13 protein-coding genes are annotated in these 13,271 nt (G+C 54.4%); 5 read left to right on the top strand and 8 right to left on the bottom strand.

Annotated features, from left to right (window positions below):
• The first annotated feature begins 19 nt into the window (after window positions 1-19).
• Entirely contained in the window at window positions 20-919 is a 900-nt protein-coding gene (locus tag NUS69_RS05985) for a hypothetical protein (RefSeq protein WP_258083000.1), read from the top strand.
• On the opposite strand, the gene NUS69_RS05980 is transcribed toward NUS69_RS05985, so the two are convergent.
• From NUS69_RS05980 to NUS69_RS05945, 8 genes are all read right to left on the bottom strand, one after another.
• On the bottom strand, window positions 916-2,115 hold the full coding sequence (locus NUS69_RS05980; protein WP_258082999.1) for a cysteine desulfurase: 1,200 nt from the start codon (window positions 2,113-2,115) through the stop codon (window positions 916-918). The genes NUS69_RS05985 and NUS69_RS05980 overlap by 4 nt on opposite strands.
• The gene (locus NUS69_RS05975; protein WP_055429101.1) at window positions 2,112-2,405 is read right to left on the bottom strand and encodes a hypothetical protein; all 294 of its coding nucleotides are present in this window, start codon (window positions 2,403-2,405) and stop codon (window positions 2,112-2,114) included. The genes NUS69_RS05980 and NUS69_RS05975 overlap by 4 nt, the downstream gene beginning before the upstream one ends.
• A 78-nt stretch (window positions 2,406-2,483) precedes the next feature.
• Window positions 2,484-3,500, bottom strand: a complete 1,017-nt coding sequence (gene hypE, locus NUS69_RS05970; RefSeq protein WP_258082998.1) for a hydrogenase expression/formation protein HypE — start codon at window positions 3,498-3,500, stop codon at window positions 2,484-2,486.
• A 2-nt stretch (window positions 3,501-3,502) separates the two neighbouring features.
• Window positions 3,503-3,895 (bottom strand): HEPN domain-containing protein, encoded by a 393-nt coding sequence (locus tag NUS69_RS05965; protein ID WP_258082997.1) that lies wholly within the window; start codon window positions 3,893-3,895, stop codon window positions 3,503-3,505.
• Window positions 3,892-4,218: a nucleotidyltransferase domain-containing protein gene (locus NUS69_RS05960; protein ID WP_258082996.1), complete on the bottom strand. Its 327-nt coding sequence runs from the start codon at window positions 4,216-4,218 to the stop codon at window positions 3,892-3,894. The genes NUS69_RS05965 and NUS69_RS05960 overlap by 4 nt, the downstream gene beginning before the upstream one ends.
• Before the next feature lie 49 nt (window positions 4,219-4,267).
• On the bottom strand, window positions 4,268-6,586 hold the full coding sequence (gene hypF / locus NUS69_RS05955) for a carbamoyltransferase HypF (protein WP_258084986.1): 2,319 nt from the start codon (window positions 6,584-6,586) through the stop codon (window positions 4,268-4,270).
• A 92-nt stretch (window positions 6,587-6,678) separates the two neighbouring features.
• Window positions 6,679-7,782 carry a hydrogenase formation protein HypD gene (gene hypD, locus NUS69_RS05950; RefSeq protein WP_258084835.1) on the bottom strand — a complete coding sequence of 368 codons (1,104 nt, stop codon included), beginning with the start codon at window positions 7,780-7,782 and terminating at the stop codon, window positions 6,679-6,681.
• A gap of 1 nt (window position 7,783) precedes the next feature.
• Window positions 7,784-8,029: a HypC/HybG/HupF family hydrogenase formation chaperone gene (locus tag NUS69_RS05945; protein WP_055429095.1), complete on the bottom strand. Its 246-nt coding sequence runs from the start codon at window positions 8,027-8,029 to the stop codon at window positions 7,784-7,786.
• Between the two features lie 231 nt (window positions 8,030-8,260).
• On the opposite strand from NUS69_RS05945, the gene NUS69_RS05940 reads away from it, so the two are divergent.
• From NUS69_RS05940 to NUS69_RS05925, 4 genes are all read left to right on the top strand, one after another.
• On the top strand, window positions 8,261-8,830 hold the full coding sequence (locus NUS69_RS05940) for a TetR/AcrR family transcriptional regulator (RefSeq protein ID WP_258084834.1): 570 nt from the start codon (window positions 8,261-8,263) through the stop codon (window positions 8,828-8,830).
• A 409-nt stretch (window positions 8,831-9,239) separates the two neighbouring features.
• Window positions 9,240-11,303, top strand: a complete 2,064-nt coding sequence (gene fdhF, locus NUS69_RS05935) for a formate dehydrogenase subunit alpha (protein ID WP_258084833.1) — start codon at window positions 9,240-9,242, stop codon at window positions 11,301-11,303.
• Window positions 11,304-11,308: 5 nt separating this feature from the next.
• Complete coding sequence (locus NUS69_RS05930) at window positions 11,309-11,806, top strand: 4Fe-4S dicluster domain-containing protein (RefSeq protein ID WP_258084832.1); 498 nt, start codon at window positions 11,309-11,311, stop codon at window positions 11,804-11,806.
• 13 nt (window positions 11,807-11,819) lie between these two features.
• Window positions 11,820-13,271 carry a hydrogenase 4 subunit D gene (locus tag NUS69_RS05925; protein WP_258084831.1) on the top strand — a complete coding sequence of 484 codons (1,452 nt, stop codon included), beginning with the start codon at window positions 11,820-11,822 and terminating at the stop codon, window positions 13,269-13,271.

The raw sequence follows: 13,271 nt of genomic DNA, 5'->3' as shown, positions 1-13,271 counted from the left end.
TTCTCCACCGGTGGATCCCATGAAGTACAGCCGTATAGCGGTTAGGCTCTTTGAGCGGGAGGGTGAGGACACCTTCTACGACCCCGCTTACCACGGGAGAACCCTCAAGATATTCGGCATGGATGAGTGGCCGGGAAAGGCGCTGAAGTACTTTGCGGACAGATACAGGGAAATTGATTACAGGGTTGTTATCTTTGACACCGAGGGAGACTTCCCTGAGGAAGGATTCGATACCATCATCCGGGTAAGAGACGGCCAGGGAACGGGTCTCGACCCCATAGTTCTAGCTGAGAAAGGCCTTCTCGACGGCTACACCGCGGCAACGATAGTCCAGACGATTTACGGGCTCGACAGAACCCTGACGGAAAGGCTCTACTCAGATTTCCTTGCTGGGAAGGTGAAGAGCGTTCCAGAGGCAGTTAAGTCAGACGGAAAATACGCCGAGGTTATCCGGGAAAGTTACACACCTCTGGACGAGGCCTTCTACTCCGGAAAACCTCCCGAGTTCGGAAAGAACATCCTGGTGGAGCTTGGGGAAACCTACAGCATAACCCTCGCGGGCATAGCTTTCCTAGTGGTGAGTGCGGTGGTCAGGCACAGGAGGAAGACGATGATAGGGGTCAACGACGCAGCGGTCTTAGCCTACACCACAGCCGGCGGTGCCGCAATACCGCTCATAACGAGACCCCTTCGGGCGAGGGTGACGGTTCTCGCGACGCAGTACGCGATAGACTCGATAATGAATCTGGCCGGTCCAAGCTTGGTACTCTATCATGACCCGGACACCCAGAGCGTCATCTACGAGACGAACGGCGTCCCGCCGGGCCCGATGAGGAAGCATGTCCACAAGGGGGAGGCGGCCTTCATCTACCGCACTCCAGAAACGATAAACGTGGAGTGGGGGGAGTTCCTCCCCTAACTCCTCAAACTTTTCATCAGCTCTTCCATGACGCCGAGGAAAGTCTCGACCTCTTCGAGGCTGTTGTAGACGTGGAATGACGCTCTTACGGTGCCGTTTATTCCGAGCCTCTTCATGACGGGCAGAGCACAGTGGTGGCCGGAGCGGACCATGATGTTGTGGTTGTCGAGAACCGCGGCAACGTCGTGGGGGTGAAGGCCGGGGACGTTGAAGCTCACCACACCGGCGTGTTTCTTCAGGTTCCTCGGCCCGTACCACGGGACTTCAAGCTCATCAAGCCCCTCTGTTATCCTCTTGACCAGCTTGTGCTCCTGTCTTTCGATCTTGTCTATCCCTATTTTCTCGATGTACCTTATTCCAGCGGCGAGACCTATCGCACCGCCTATGTTGGGCGTTCCGGCCTCGAACCTTTCCGGAGGCTCGGTCAGCTTGTAACAGCACAGGTCAACATCCTCTATCGTTCCTCCACCTATCAGTGGAGGCTCGAAAGTATCAAAGAACTCCTCGTTGATGTAGAGAACGCCTATGCCAGTTGGTCCCATCGGCCCCTTGTGGCCGGAAAGTCCGAGGAAGTCGGCGTTCATCTTTCTTACATCGACTTCCATGTGGCCAGCGCTCTGGGCGGCATCGACGACGAATATCGCTCCAGCTTCCTTGGCCATCTTGCCAAGCTCCTCGACCTCGTGGATAACTCCGAGGGCATTGGAGACATGCTGAACTGCTACAAGCTTCGCCCCTTTAATCTTCTTCTCGGCGTCGCTCAAATCCAGGTTGCCCTCGTCGTCGCCTTCTATGTACTCAAGCTTGAGGCCGAGCTTTTTCGCTAACCTCTGCCAGGGGAGCAGATCGGAGTGGTGCTCGTAGGGAGTCGTCACTATCCTGTCGCCGGGCTTGAAGAGGTGTTCGAGCCCCAAAGCAACGAGGTTGAGGCTCTCGCTCGTGTTCTTGGTGAAGACTATCTCCTCGAACTTGGCGTTGAGGAAGTCGGCAACCACCTTCCTGCTCTCCTCGTATTTGTGGGTCGCCATCTGGGAGAGCCTGTGTATTCCCCTGTGGACGTTGGCGCGGTACCTGAGGTAGTACTCGTCCATCGCCTCTATAACCGGCTTCGGCGTGAGCGAAGTGGCCGTGTTGTCAAAGTATATTACCTCAGAAGTCAGGGGTATGTCCTTCCTAACATCCTCCGGAATCCTCATGAAACCACCTCCAGAACTCCAGCACAGTCGTATATCACACGGGCGATGGATTCGCCCGTCTTCGAGTCCTCCAGCAGTTTGATTATTATCTTGCCGCTTGGGTAGACGCTGACTTCGTAGCCTTCCATTTCAAGGATCAGCATCATCCCTGGCAGGAGCTTCTTTACCGTGTACCCCCTCTCCCTGAGACACTGTGCGGTTCTGGTCAGATCGACCTTCACCTGGCGCTCCCATGAATAGCCGCTTATGACGATGCCCTTCATCGTTACGCAGGGTTTTGCGATTATCATGCTCTCACCGAGTAGAACTCAGGAGAAGACGATTTATAGCTTTCCCTAACCCAAGGTTAAGGACAAAAATGGGAAAACTCAGCAGACCCTTGGAACCGGGTCTCCCGCGGGAGGCTCAAGGAAGCGTTTTCCTCCTATGCCTGTCTCGACCAGAACTTTGCCCCTGTAGCGGTCTATGACCTCGCCTATTATGGCCGCGTTCTTACCCTTCTCGGTGCGCCTCATAGCTTCCAGCGCTTCCTCCGCGTGCTCCCTTGGGACGACCATGACGACCTTGCCCTCGTTGGCTACATCGAAGGGGCTTATTCCGAGCATGTCGCTCGCTGCCCTGACCTCCGGTCTGACGGGGACATCGTTCTCCCTTATGAGTATGCCGACGTCCGCTTTTCTGGCCATCTCGTTGAGGGCGTTGCTCAGCCCGCCCCTCGTCGGATCCTTCATGGCGTGGATGTTCTCCCAGCCTATTGCTTTGGCTACCGCCTCAACGACCTCCCATATCGGCGCAACGTCGCTCTCCAGCTCGGTCTCGAAAGCTATTCCCTCGCGGTGGCTCATCAGCGCTATCCCGTGGTCGCCAACGGTGCCGCTAACGAGGACGACATCGCCGACCTTCGCCCCCGAATCGGTTACCGGCCTCTCAGCGATTCCGATTCCAGCCGTTATGACGAAGATTCCTATCTCATCCTCGACGACCTTTGTGTCGCCGGTAACGATGGGAACGGGCACCTCTCTGGCGGTTTCGTCCATCGAGTTCAGGATTTTCTTCAGGTCTTCGCCGTCGAACCCCTCGCCGATTATCATGGAGTTGGCCAGAGCGAGGGGCTTTGCTCCCATAACTGCTAGATCGTTCACCGTCCCGCTGACTGAAAGACGGCCGATGTCTCCCCCCGGAAAGAAGAGCGGCCTCACTGTGTGTCCGTCTATTGTAAAGACGAGGTGTTTGTCGCCGAGGGGTATCGTCGCCCCATCGTCGAGGGCATCCAGTCCGATTCCTCCTGCGCTCTTGAGGGTTAGTGTCCTCAGTACGACGTCCCTCAAGAGCTCCTCCATTATTTCTCCACCTGCTCCGTGTTCGAGCTTTATTTTCTTCACCATGCTCATTCCTCCAAAAAGCCTTTAGATGAGAGGTAAGTCCTAGTGAATTCAAGGAACTCCTTGGCACGCCTTATGTTCTCGCGCGCCTCTTCCTCGGTTATCCCGACGACAAAGGAATAATCAGCCGTCTGCCGCAGGTTAAATGCCGTCCGCAGGTGTGTGAAAAACTTATGAGGAACTTCGCCTGTCTTAATGAACTCCTTGCCAAAAAGGGCTATTAGAGTGGAGTGTTTTGAGACGCTTATGCCCTTCGTCAGCAGAATGGCCTCGGTACAGTAGAACATTGTGTAGTAAGCTCTTGAGAGGGCGAACCCATAGAAACCTCTCTCCAGTAGGGTTTTTGCTGCCTCAAGGCTCTCCTGAGCTTTCTTAAGCATCCCTTCATATCTACTCATACCCTAATACCCTCCACTTGGACGTTCTGAATCAAGGGGTCGTGCTCCATTTTTATGTTGAGTGGATAAATGATGAGCGAGATTACTATTCCATTCTCCATGATGTACTTCTCCGTGACCTCGTTAAGCCTGTCGTGTTCTTCAATCGTGGGCCTCCTCTTAACCACAACCAGCACATCAACGTCGCTGTCTTCTCTCGCTTCTCCCCTCGCGTAGGAGCCAAAGAGGATAACCTCCACCAAGTCATCACCGAGGATTTCTTGCAAACGGAACTTCACCTCTCGCAGGATCTTTTCCAGTTCTTCTCTCTGGATTATAGGCATCAGCCACACCCATCTAATGGTTGTCTCTTTCTGGTTAAATCCTTTCCCTTTACAGCATCAGATCCTCCCTCGTGAGGTATCCCTCAAGGTACAGGCCGCCGAGGAAAGCCTGTCCCACGTGTATCCCGTTGTCGCCGCGCGGCACCTCGTGGGTCGTGTGGAATTTGAGTCCGTTGCTTTCGACGATTTTCCTGACTGTCTTGACTATGAGCTCATTGAAGGCGACTCCACCGCTTATTCCAATGTTCTTCACACCGAACTCCCGCGCTCTTTCTATTGCCGTTTCGGCGAATGCCCTTCCAAGGGCCAGGTGAACCGAGTAGGCTATGTCCGCTGGGGCGGCCCTGTCCAGAACCTCCAAAGCGTCCCTGAACAGCTCATCAACCTTTATCAGCTCTCCCTCAACCAGAACCTCGAACTTGAGGTCGTTCTTGCCACGCATCGCGAAGCTCTCAAGTTTCATGGCCGGCTCGCCCTCGTAGTGCCTTCTGTATGCTACGTTGAGAAGCACAGCGAAAGCGTCGAGGACTCTTCCCGTTGAGGACGCATAGCCAGTGTTTATTCCCTTCGCGAGCTGGTTCAGAATCACTTTGAACTCGACCTTTCCATAGCGGAGGCTCTCTACAGCCCTGGGACAGCACCTCTCTATTATTCCCTCCAGCTCATCTATACTGTAGATCCTGCTCAGTATCCCCATAAGCGCCCTCAGCGGGTAGTAGCTTGCCAGGTCTCCGCCGGGGAGCGGGTAGTAGTCTATGTGGGCCAGTCTCTCGACGTCCTCGTAGCTCAGGTATATCACCTCACCGCCCCATGTGTGGCTGTCTGTACCGTATCCGACGCCATCAATGGCTATGCCTATTATCTCATCCAGGCTGTTCTCGGCCATAATGCTCGCTATGTGGGCGTAGTGGTGCTGCACCTGGAGGAACTCTATATCGAGCTGGTTAGCCATCTCCATGGCCAGCTTTGTGGTGTTGTAGCTCGGGTGAAGGTCAGCTATGATTAAGTCGAAGTCCTTAACGCGAAGGAGTCTCTTGAAGTGCCCTATGGCTTTTTCCATGAACTCAAGAACCTCAACTTTGGATGTGTTGCCTATGTACTGGCTCGGGTAGACCTTCCCATTCTTTGCCACACCGAAGGCGTTCATCAGCTCGGCCCCAACGGCCAGACCGCTGTATTCAAAGGGTATCCCTATCGGCAGAGGTACGAAGCCCCTGCTCCTTCTTATAACCGCCCTCCTTCCGTCCACGAAGCGCACAACGCTGTCGTCGGCCCTGTTGAGTATCTTCCTGTTGTGGAGCAGGAAGTAGTCCGCAACGTCCTTCAGCTCCTCGAAGGCCCGGTCGTTGTCCTTGACCATAGGCATGCCCGGGTAGTTGGCTGAGGTCATGACGTAAACCCTGCTCCTGCTCCAGTGGAAGAGTATGTAATGAGTTCCCGCGTAGGGCAGCATGACGCCTATGGTATGAAGCCCCGGTGCGAGGTTCTCCGGCAGGGGGAACGGCTCCTTCTTGCGGAGGGTTATTATCGGTCTCCGGTAAGAGGTCAGTTCCTCAAGTTCCTCTCTGCTTAAGAAGGCGAACTCCTCGACGGTTTCGACGTCCTTCGCCATTATTGCGAAGGGCTTCTGGGGCCTGTGGGTTCTCCTCCTCAGCTCTGCAACAGCTTCCTCGTTGGTGGCGTCACAGGCGAGGTGAATCCCGCCGATACCCTTTATCGCCACTATGTATCCCTTATCGATGAGCTCCGCCGCCTTTTTCAGCGGGTCTCCAATGATTTCCTCCCCGTCGTTGGTGTAGAGACGGTAGCTCGGCCCGCAGACAGGACAGCAGACGGGTTCGGCATGATAGCGTCTGTTGAGCGGGTCTCTGTACTCGCTCTCGCAGTAGTCGCACATCGGGAACTCTCTCATCGTGGTGTTGATTCTGTCGTATGGCAGATCTTCTATGATCGTGAACCTCGGCCCGCAGTTGGTGCAGACTATGAATGGGTACATGTAGCGCTTGTCGGTCGGGTCAAAAAGCTCCCTCAAACAGTCGTCGCATATCGCTATGTCCGGCGGGATTATCGAGTCCCCACCGCCCCCACCCTGGGAGCTCTTTTCGATGTAGAACCGGTCGAATCCCTGGAGGGGTATCTCTTTTTTGTCCACACTCTCTATCCTTGCGAGGGGAGGTTTCTTTGCGTAGAGGTCACGGATAAAGGCCTCTATGTTTCCCTCATCGCCCTCGACCACTATCTCGACGCCTGCATCGCCGAGGTTCTTAACGTAGCCCCTCAACCCATGCTCGTGTGCTATCCTGTAAACGAAGGGACGGAAGCCGACGGCCTGAACGATACCCTGAACATGAAGCCTGTAAGCTTTCATTCCTCTCACCGGTTCCTTCTTGGTAATCTGGGCCTTTATAGGTTTCTAAAACCAAAAGTTGAAAACGGGAGGGGAGTTTTTAACCTTTGGTGTTAGAATAAAGCCCCGTACTTGTAGAAAATGCTGCAGGTTCCTTCGTAAGAGACCATACATGGCCCTATTGGACTCCTCGGCGTGCACGTCTTGCCGAAGTGTGGGCACTGGGGGGGCAGAGCCAAGCCCCGCAGTATCGCACCGCAGAGGCATCCCTTTTCGAGGTCGGGCAGCTTTGGAACCTCGGGGTCGTAGTATGTCCTTATCTCCAGGTCTTTCCACTCCTTCCTCAGCTCAAGACCGCTCCTGGGCATGACGCCGAGTGCGCGCCACCTGGCGTCTTTAACTTCAAAGAACTTGTCTATGAGCTTTTGAGCGACAACGTTGCCCTCGTATTTGACAACCCTCGTGTACTCGTTTATTATCTTGACCTCCCCGTTCTTGACCATCCTGACCAGGAGAAGTATGGCCAACAGCATGTCAACCGGCTCGAAGCCGGCTATGACCTGGGGTATGCCGTAGTCGGTCGTTATGTACTCCCATCCCTTCACGCCGATTATTGTGGAGACGTGGCCGGGGTCGATGAGGCCGTGGAATCTTGTCCCCTGCTTTACAAGCACCTCAACGGCCGGGGGAGTTAAGCGGTGGACAGAGTATATTTTGAAGTTTTCCAGCCCTTCCTCGGCAACGGCGTTGAGCATTCCCGCGGCCGGGGCTGTGGTCGTCTCGAAGCCCGGTGAGAAGTGCACGACCGTCCTGTCGGGGTTTTCCTTGGCTATTTTGTATGCATCGAAGATCGAATAGACGACCCTGACATCGTAGCCCTCGCTCCTTAAGTCAGCGAAGCTACCCCTTGGGGTCGGGATCTTATACATGTCTCCAAAGGTGGTGAGGATTATCCTGTCTCCCTCGGCGTAGGCCTGCCTCATTATCTCCTGCATCTTCACTATGTCCTCGACAGGGGTTATACAGACGGGACAGCCCGGACCGCTGACTATCTTGATGTTCTCGGGTAAAAGCGAGCGGATTCCGGAGCGGGTCACCGTGTCTTCGTGGGTTCCGCAGACGTGCATGAAGCGGAGCTCGTCGAGGCCCTTCGCCTCTTCGTGTATCTGTCTGACTATCCTCTGGGCGAGCTCCCTGTCCTTGAACTTCTCCAGCATCTCAGTTCCCTCCCGGGAGCTCCTCACCCCTGGTTATCCTGAAGACCTCGTCCCACGCTTCGAGTATCTCCCTCGCCCTTTCCTCGTCCAGCTTTTCTATCGCAAATCCCGTGTGCACTATGACGTAATCGCCAACTTCAACGTCAGGGAGCAGGTCAAGGCGCGCTTCTCTCTTAACGCCGCCGAAATCGACTATCGCGACGTTTCCCTTTATTTCGAGTACCTTCGCCGGAACAGCCAAGCACATTTTGTGTCACCTACCCTTACCTCTACCCGGGTCTTTTTAAATGTTGCATGACACTGGATTCTTTCATTTCGTTTGGTTTAAGGAATTAACTGGACAAAAATGATAACCACAAGTGCAACAGGGTGGAGACAGCTAAAGCGGCTCCACGGGTCGGCCATCCAGAGGATGTTCTTTTTTGTTCTATCGCGCCGTAACCTTTTTAATTACGCTGTATAAACCGCGTCCAGTGGTGTGTGGAGAGTGCGGGCTATGGACACCAGGGAGAAGATTTTAAAGGCCTCAGAAAAGCTTTTTGCTGAAAAGGGATACGATGAGACCACCGTGGACGAGATAGTTGAGAAGGCAGGTGTCGCAAAGGGTACATTCTACAACCACTTCCGGAGCAAAGAGGAGCTCATAAAAATCGTGGCCCTTGAGTCCCTCCCGTACTCTGCCATAAGGGAGGAGCTTGAGAAGGATCACGGCAGTCTGAGGGAGTTCCTTGAGAGCATCGCCAACGCGTACATACGATACTACTGCGATCCGGTGCTTAGGTCGCTCTTTTTCTATACCCTCGCGGCCAAAAACAGGATCAGGGAGGTTGAGGAGATACACAGGACGTTCTGCACAGAGGCCATCTCAAAGGGTGCAAAGAAAATAGCGGAGCTTGCTGGGGTTGATGAGCGTACTGCTGTGGTCGTGTTCAAGGCTTTTTACGGGGCCCTGCTCTCCAGGCTTATCTTTGCGGGTTATTCTTGCGCACCAGATGTCGATTATGTTTCGGAAATTATCCGCTTGATAGAGAGAAGCTTGAGAAACTAATTGTTTTCATGTTTGATATTTCGTATTTTCAAATTTTTTCGAAATTTTTTTGCTAGGATGTGAAAAGCCCGGGGCAGTGTATACTATTGTATTTACATCTCGAACTTTTGTTTAGAGGTTTAATTTACTGAACTATGTCCACTGTTGTCCTTCGATATGGAAGGTTCGGATTGTACATGAATATTCGTGTGATATTACGGATTTTAGCATTATCACGGTCGTCTGAACACTATGATTTCCCGGATTTGGGAAAATGTGTAATTTTTGTTATTAATTGACCAAATGGTCATAAAATTACATTAAAAATCAAATCTCCCGCCGGACATAAGGTTAGGGAAAATTATTTAAATGATTCATGCTGAAACCGTTCGAATAAACTGACTAGTCAGTCATCGGGCTGGTGGTGGGTATGGCAGAGAAGCTCGTGCCAGTGGTCTGCCCGTGGTGTTCCGTCGGCTGTAGGTTCTACATAGTGAACGTCAACGGGTATCCAAAGAAGATTGAGTTTGACTACGACCACGAGACTAGAAACCACGGCAAGCTCTGTCCGAAAGGTGTCGCTGCCTTCCAGTACCTCAGGCACCCAGACAGGCTTAAGAGGCCCCTTAAAAGAGTTGGCGAGAGGGGCGAGGGCAAGTTTGTGGAGATAAGCTGGGAGGAAGCTATTAAAGAAATCGCCGGAAAGCTCAGGGAGCTCAAGGAGAAGTACGGCCCGGAGGCTCTCGCTTTTCTTGGAAGTGAAAGGTGCTCCATAGAGGAGAACTACGTTCTCCAGAAGCTGGCGAGGGCTCTGGGAACCAACAACGTCGAGTATGTATGCAGGATGTGTCAGTCAACTTCAGTTGCAGGTAAGGGGATGGTTCTTGGACACCCTGGACTCACGAATCCCTTCGAGGACATCCTCAAGGCCAAGGTTATCGTTCTTTGGGGATACAATCCGGCTGCGACCAACCCGGTCTTCTTCGGCCAGTACATTGAGAAGGCAATCCTCGACAACGGTGCCAAGCTAATCGTCGTTGACCCGAGGAAGACAAAGACCGCGAAGTACGCGGACATACACATACAACCCTATCCAGGAACTGACCTTGCCGTTGCCTTGGCTATGCTCAACGTCATAATCACCGAGGAGCTCTACGATAAGGACTTCGTGGCGGAGCGCACGGAAGGCTTTGAGGAGCTCGCCAAGACCATCAAAAAGTACACCCCCGAGTGGGCTGAAAAGGTCAGCGGTGTTCCGGCCGAGCTCATAAGGAAGGCCGCAATCACTTTTGCAACGGCTGGAACCGCCGCCCTGCTGACGAACGAGGGTGTGAACCAGCACGCCAACGGAACGAGGACCGTCATGGCCATTACCGAGATGATGGTTCTCTGCGGCTACTTTGGAAAGGAGGGCGTTATGTCTGGAGCTATACCCGGTGCCCACAACGGTATGGGCGCTGGCCTCATGGGCGTTGGGCCACACGAACTGCCAGGAAGATTCCCGCTCCACGCCGAGGAGCACAAGAGGAGAATCGAGGAGGCATGGGGCTTCAAGATCCCGGAGAAGCCTGGAATCACCTACGTTGAGATGATTGACGCAATCCTTGAGGGCAAGCTCAAGGCCCTCTACGTCATGGGAACCAACCCTGCCAGGGCCCTTCCGAACCTCAAGAAGGCTGAGGAAGCCTTTAAGAACATCGAGTTCCTCGTCGTCCAGGATATCTTCCTTACTGAGACCGCGAAATACGCCGACATAGTACTTCCAGCGGCTGCATGGTTTGAGAAGGATGGAACCGCTATAAGCTTCGAGAGAAGGGTGCAGAGGAGCTTTAAGGCTGCTGACGCACCGGGAGAGGCAAAGCCTGACTGGGAGATCCTTGTTATGCTCGCGAGGGAGCTGGGTCTCGGTGAGTACTTCAATTACTCAGACGTTGACGACGTCTTGAGGGAGATCAACAGAACCATACCCTTCCTCACGGGTGCGACCCCCGAGAGGCTCAAGAACAAGCTCTCCGGCTGTATGATACCATGTCCCGACGAGGAGACAGAGACCCCGAGGCTCTTTGTTGACGGGTTCCTCACGCCCAGCGGGAAGGCCCAACTCATACCTGTTGAGTACAAGGAGCCCGGAGAGGTTCCCGATGAGGAGTATCCCTTCTGGCTCACCAACTACAGGCTCGTTGGCCACTTCCACACCGGAACCATGAGCCACAGGAGCAAGAGCCTGAGCAAGAGGTGGCCGGAGGAGTACATTGAGATCAACGAGAACGACGCGAAGAGGCTCGGCATAAAGGACGGCGACCTCGTGAGGGTCGAGACCAGGCGCGGGGCGCTCGTCTTCAAGGCTAGAGTCACACCGCACATCAGGGAGGGCGTCGTTGCCGCACCGTGGCACTGGGACTTCAACTACCTCACCAAGGACGCGCTGGACGAGTACGCGAAGATGCCCGAACTGAAGGCGGCCGCCTGTAGGATCTCCAAGGTTGAGGGGTGATTTAGATGAGCAAGAAGATATTTATCGATTTTAAGCGCTGCATTGCCTGTAAGGCCTGTGAAGTCGCCTGTGAGATGGAGCACGGCGAAGCAAGGATAAGGGTGTTTGAGTTCCCCGACCTCACCAGCGTCGCCTTCAACTGCCGCCACTGTGAAAAGGCACCGTGTATGGAGGCCTGTCCGGTCAATGCCCTCTCCAAGGACGAGGACGGTGCTGTTGTTCTCGACCCCCTCAAGTGTATCGGCTGTCTCATGTGCGGCCTGGCGTGTCCGTTCGGCATTCCAAAGATCGACGAGTACAACAAGATCATGGACAAGTGCGACCTCTGCGCCCACAGGAGAGCCGACGGCAGGATGCCGGCATGTGTCTCCGCCTGTCCGACCGAGGCCCTCAAGTACGGTGATATAAACGACGTGCTGTGGGCAAGGGAAGGAAAGATAGTCGCCGAGCTTAAGGACATCGGGGACAGAACAAACGTCCTTGAGGCGTACATCATCAGATGAGGGGGGTGCTGAAATGGAGGTCCTTCCGTTTGTACTCTCTTTTCTTATACCCCTGGTTCTCGGCCCGTTCCTCTTCCTGCTGGACGGCAGGAAGGCCGACGCCTTTATGATCATCACCGTCATCGCGTCCTTCCTTGCCAACCTCGCCGGGACCATCGGATACCTGTCATCCGGCGGTTCATACCATGTGGTTTACCTGGATACGGCTTCCCTCGGCGAGGTCTACGGCGTTATAATCGACCCCATGAGTGTCCTCGTCGGGTTCGTAGTGAGTCTGGCCGGCGTGCTGTTCCTGGCGTACGCTATAGATTACATGAGCGAGAACAACAAACAGCACCCTGTTTACTCAGACAAAGGGCGCTTCTATGCTTGGATGGTCATATTCGTTGGTGCCACGCTGGCGTTCATATACTCCTCCACGACGCTTCAACTGCTTATATTCTTCGAGATAATGGGTTTAGCGTGTTGGGGTGTCGTTGGGTACTATAAGAGCCCGAAAGCCGAGAGGGCCGCATACAAGGCCCTGCTCGTGCCGAACTTCGGTGCCATGGTGGGTCTCTACACCGCTGTGGGTGTGGGCATCCTGAAGCTCCACGACCTCAGCCTGTATGCGCTGGGAGGCCTTGAGGGAGGTATGAAACTCCTCGTGTTCGTGGGTATCATGATAGCGGCCTTCACCAAGAGCGCCCAGTTCCCCCTCTACTCGTGGCTTCCAGATGCGATGGCCGCCCCAACGCCTGCTTCGGCCTTCCTCCACGGAGCGGCAATGGTCGAGATGGGCGTTTACCTGCTCGCCAGAGTCTCCCAGTTCATGCAGCCTCTCCCAAAGGAGGCGTTCTACATCATGCTGGTTTTCGTGTCCCTCACCCTGCTCGTGGCGATGTTATACTATCCCCTCCAGAGGGATGCCAAGAGGCTTTTGGCGTACTCAACGATAGCCGAGGCGGGGGTAATGTACGTCGGCGTGCTCTACGCCGTGCTCGGTTCGGCTTACGGCCTCCAGGCGGCCATGTTCCAGCTGGCCAATCACGCTTTCGTCAAGGGTCTTGCCTTCCTCACCGCAGGAACGTTCAGCTACGCCTTCGGGACGCTTGACATGGAGAAGATTAAGGGCCTCAGTAAGCTCGCTCCCGTCGTTGGAGCCAGCTGGTTCCTTGCACTCCTTGGCCTGGCAGGGGTTCCTCCGCTCGGCCTATTCTTCAGCAAGGCGTACCTCTTCATGAACGCCTCTTCAATAACCGGCTGGGTCGGCTGGATTCCACTCCTCCTCGTCCTCGCCGATGCCACGGTTTTCCTCGCCGTTTCCCTGGGGTGGATAAAGAAGATGGTGTTCAGTGAGTCCCTCCAGGAGAGTGCAGAAGTTTCTCCTCTGATGCGCTTTGTCCTCGTAGTCCTAATAGTCTTGTCCATCGTTGCCCCGTTCCTCAGCGTGAAGCTCGTGACTCAGATAGGGTTCATGGGGTGA

Source organism: Thermococcus thermotolerans, assembly GCF_024707485.1.
GTDB classification, from domain to species: domain Archaea; phylum Methanobacteriota_B; class Thermococci; order Thermococcales; family Thermococcaceae; genus Thermococcus; species Thermococcus thermotolerans.
Note: the sequence above shows the minus strand (reverse complement) of the source record. Positions and strands in the feature narration are given on the sequence as shown.

Excerpts from the sequence above, each read along its gene's own strand:
- NUS69_RS05975 (WP_055429101.1), bottom strand. The coding sequence starts at position 2,405 with ATGATAATCGCAAAACCCTGCGTAACGATGAAGGGCATCGTCATAAGC.
- NUS69_RS05925 (WP_258084831.1), top strand. The coding sequence starts at position 11,820 with ATGGAGGTCCTTCCGTTTGTACTCTCTTTTCTTATACCCCTGGTTCTC.
- hypE (WP_258082998.1), bottom strand. The coding sequence starts at position 3,500 with ATGGTGAAGAAAATAAAGCTCGAACACGGAGCAGGTGGAGAAATAATG.
- hypD (WP_258084835.1), bottom strand. The coding sequence starts at position 7,782 with ATGCTGGAGAAGTTCAAGGACAGGGAGCTCGCCCAGAGGATAGTCAGA.
- NUS69_RS05930 (WP_258084832.1), top strand. The coding sequence starts at position 11,309 with ATGAGCAAGAAGATATTTATCGATTTTAAGCGCTGCATTGCCTGTAAG.
- NUS69_RS05945 (WP_055429095.1), bottom strand. The coding sequence starts at position 8,029 with ATGTGCTTGGCTGTTCCGGCGAAGGTACTCGAAATAAAGGGAAACGTC.
- fdhF (WP_258084833.1), top strand. The coding sequence starts at position 9,240 with ATGGCAGAGAAGCTCGTGCCAGTGGTCTGCCCGTGGTGTTCCGTCGGC.
- hypF (WP_258084986.1), bottom strand. The coding sequence starts at position 6,586 with ATGAAAGCTTACAGGCTTCATGTTCAGGGTATCGTTCAGGCCGTCGGC.
- NUS69_RS05960 (WP_258082996.1), bottom strand. The coding sequence starts at position 4,218 with ATGCCTATAATCCAGAGAGAAGAACTGGAAAAGATCCTGCGAGAGGTG.
- NUS69_RS05980 (WP_258082999.1), bottom strand. The coding sequence starts at position 2,115 with ATGAGGATTCCGGAGGATGTTAGGAAGGACATACCCCTGACTTCTGAG.
- NUS69_RS05985 (WP_258083000.1), top strand. The coding sequence starts at position 20 with ATGAAGTACAGCCGTATAGCGGTTAGGCTCTTTGAGCGGGAGGGTGAG.
- NUS69_RS05965 (WP_258082997.1), bottom strand. The coding sequence starts at position 3,895 with ATGAGTAGATATGAAGGGATGCTTAAGAAAGCTCAGGAGAGCCTTGAG.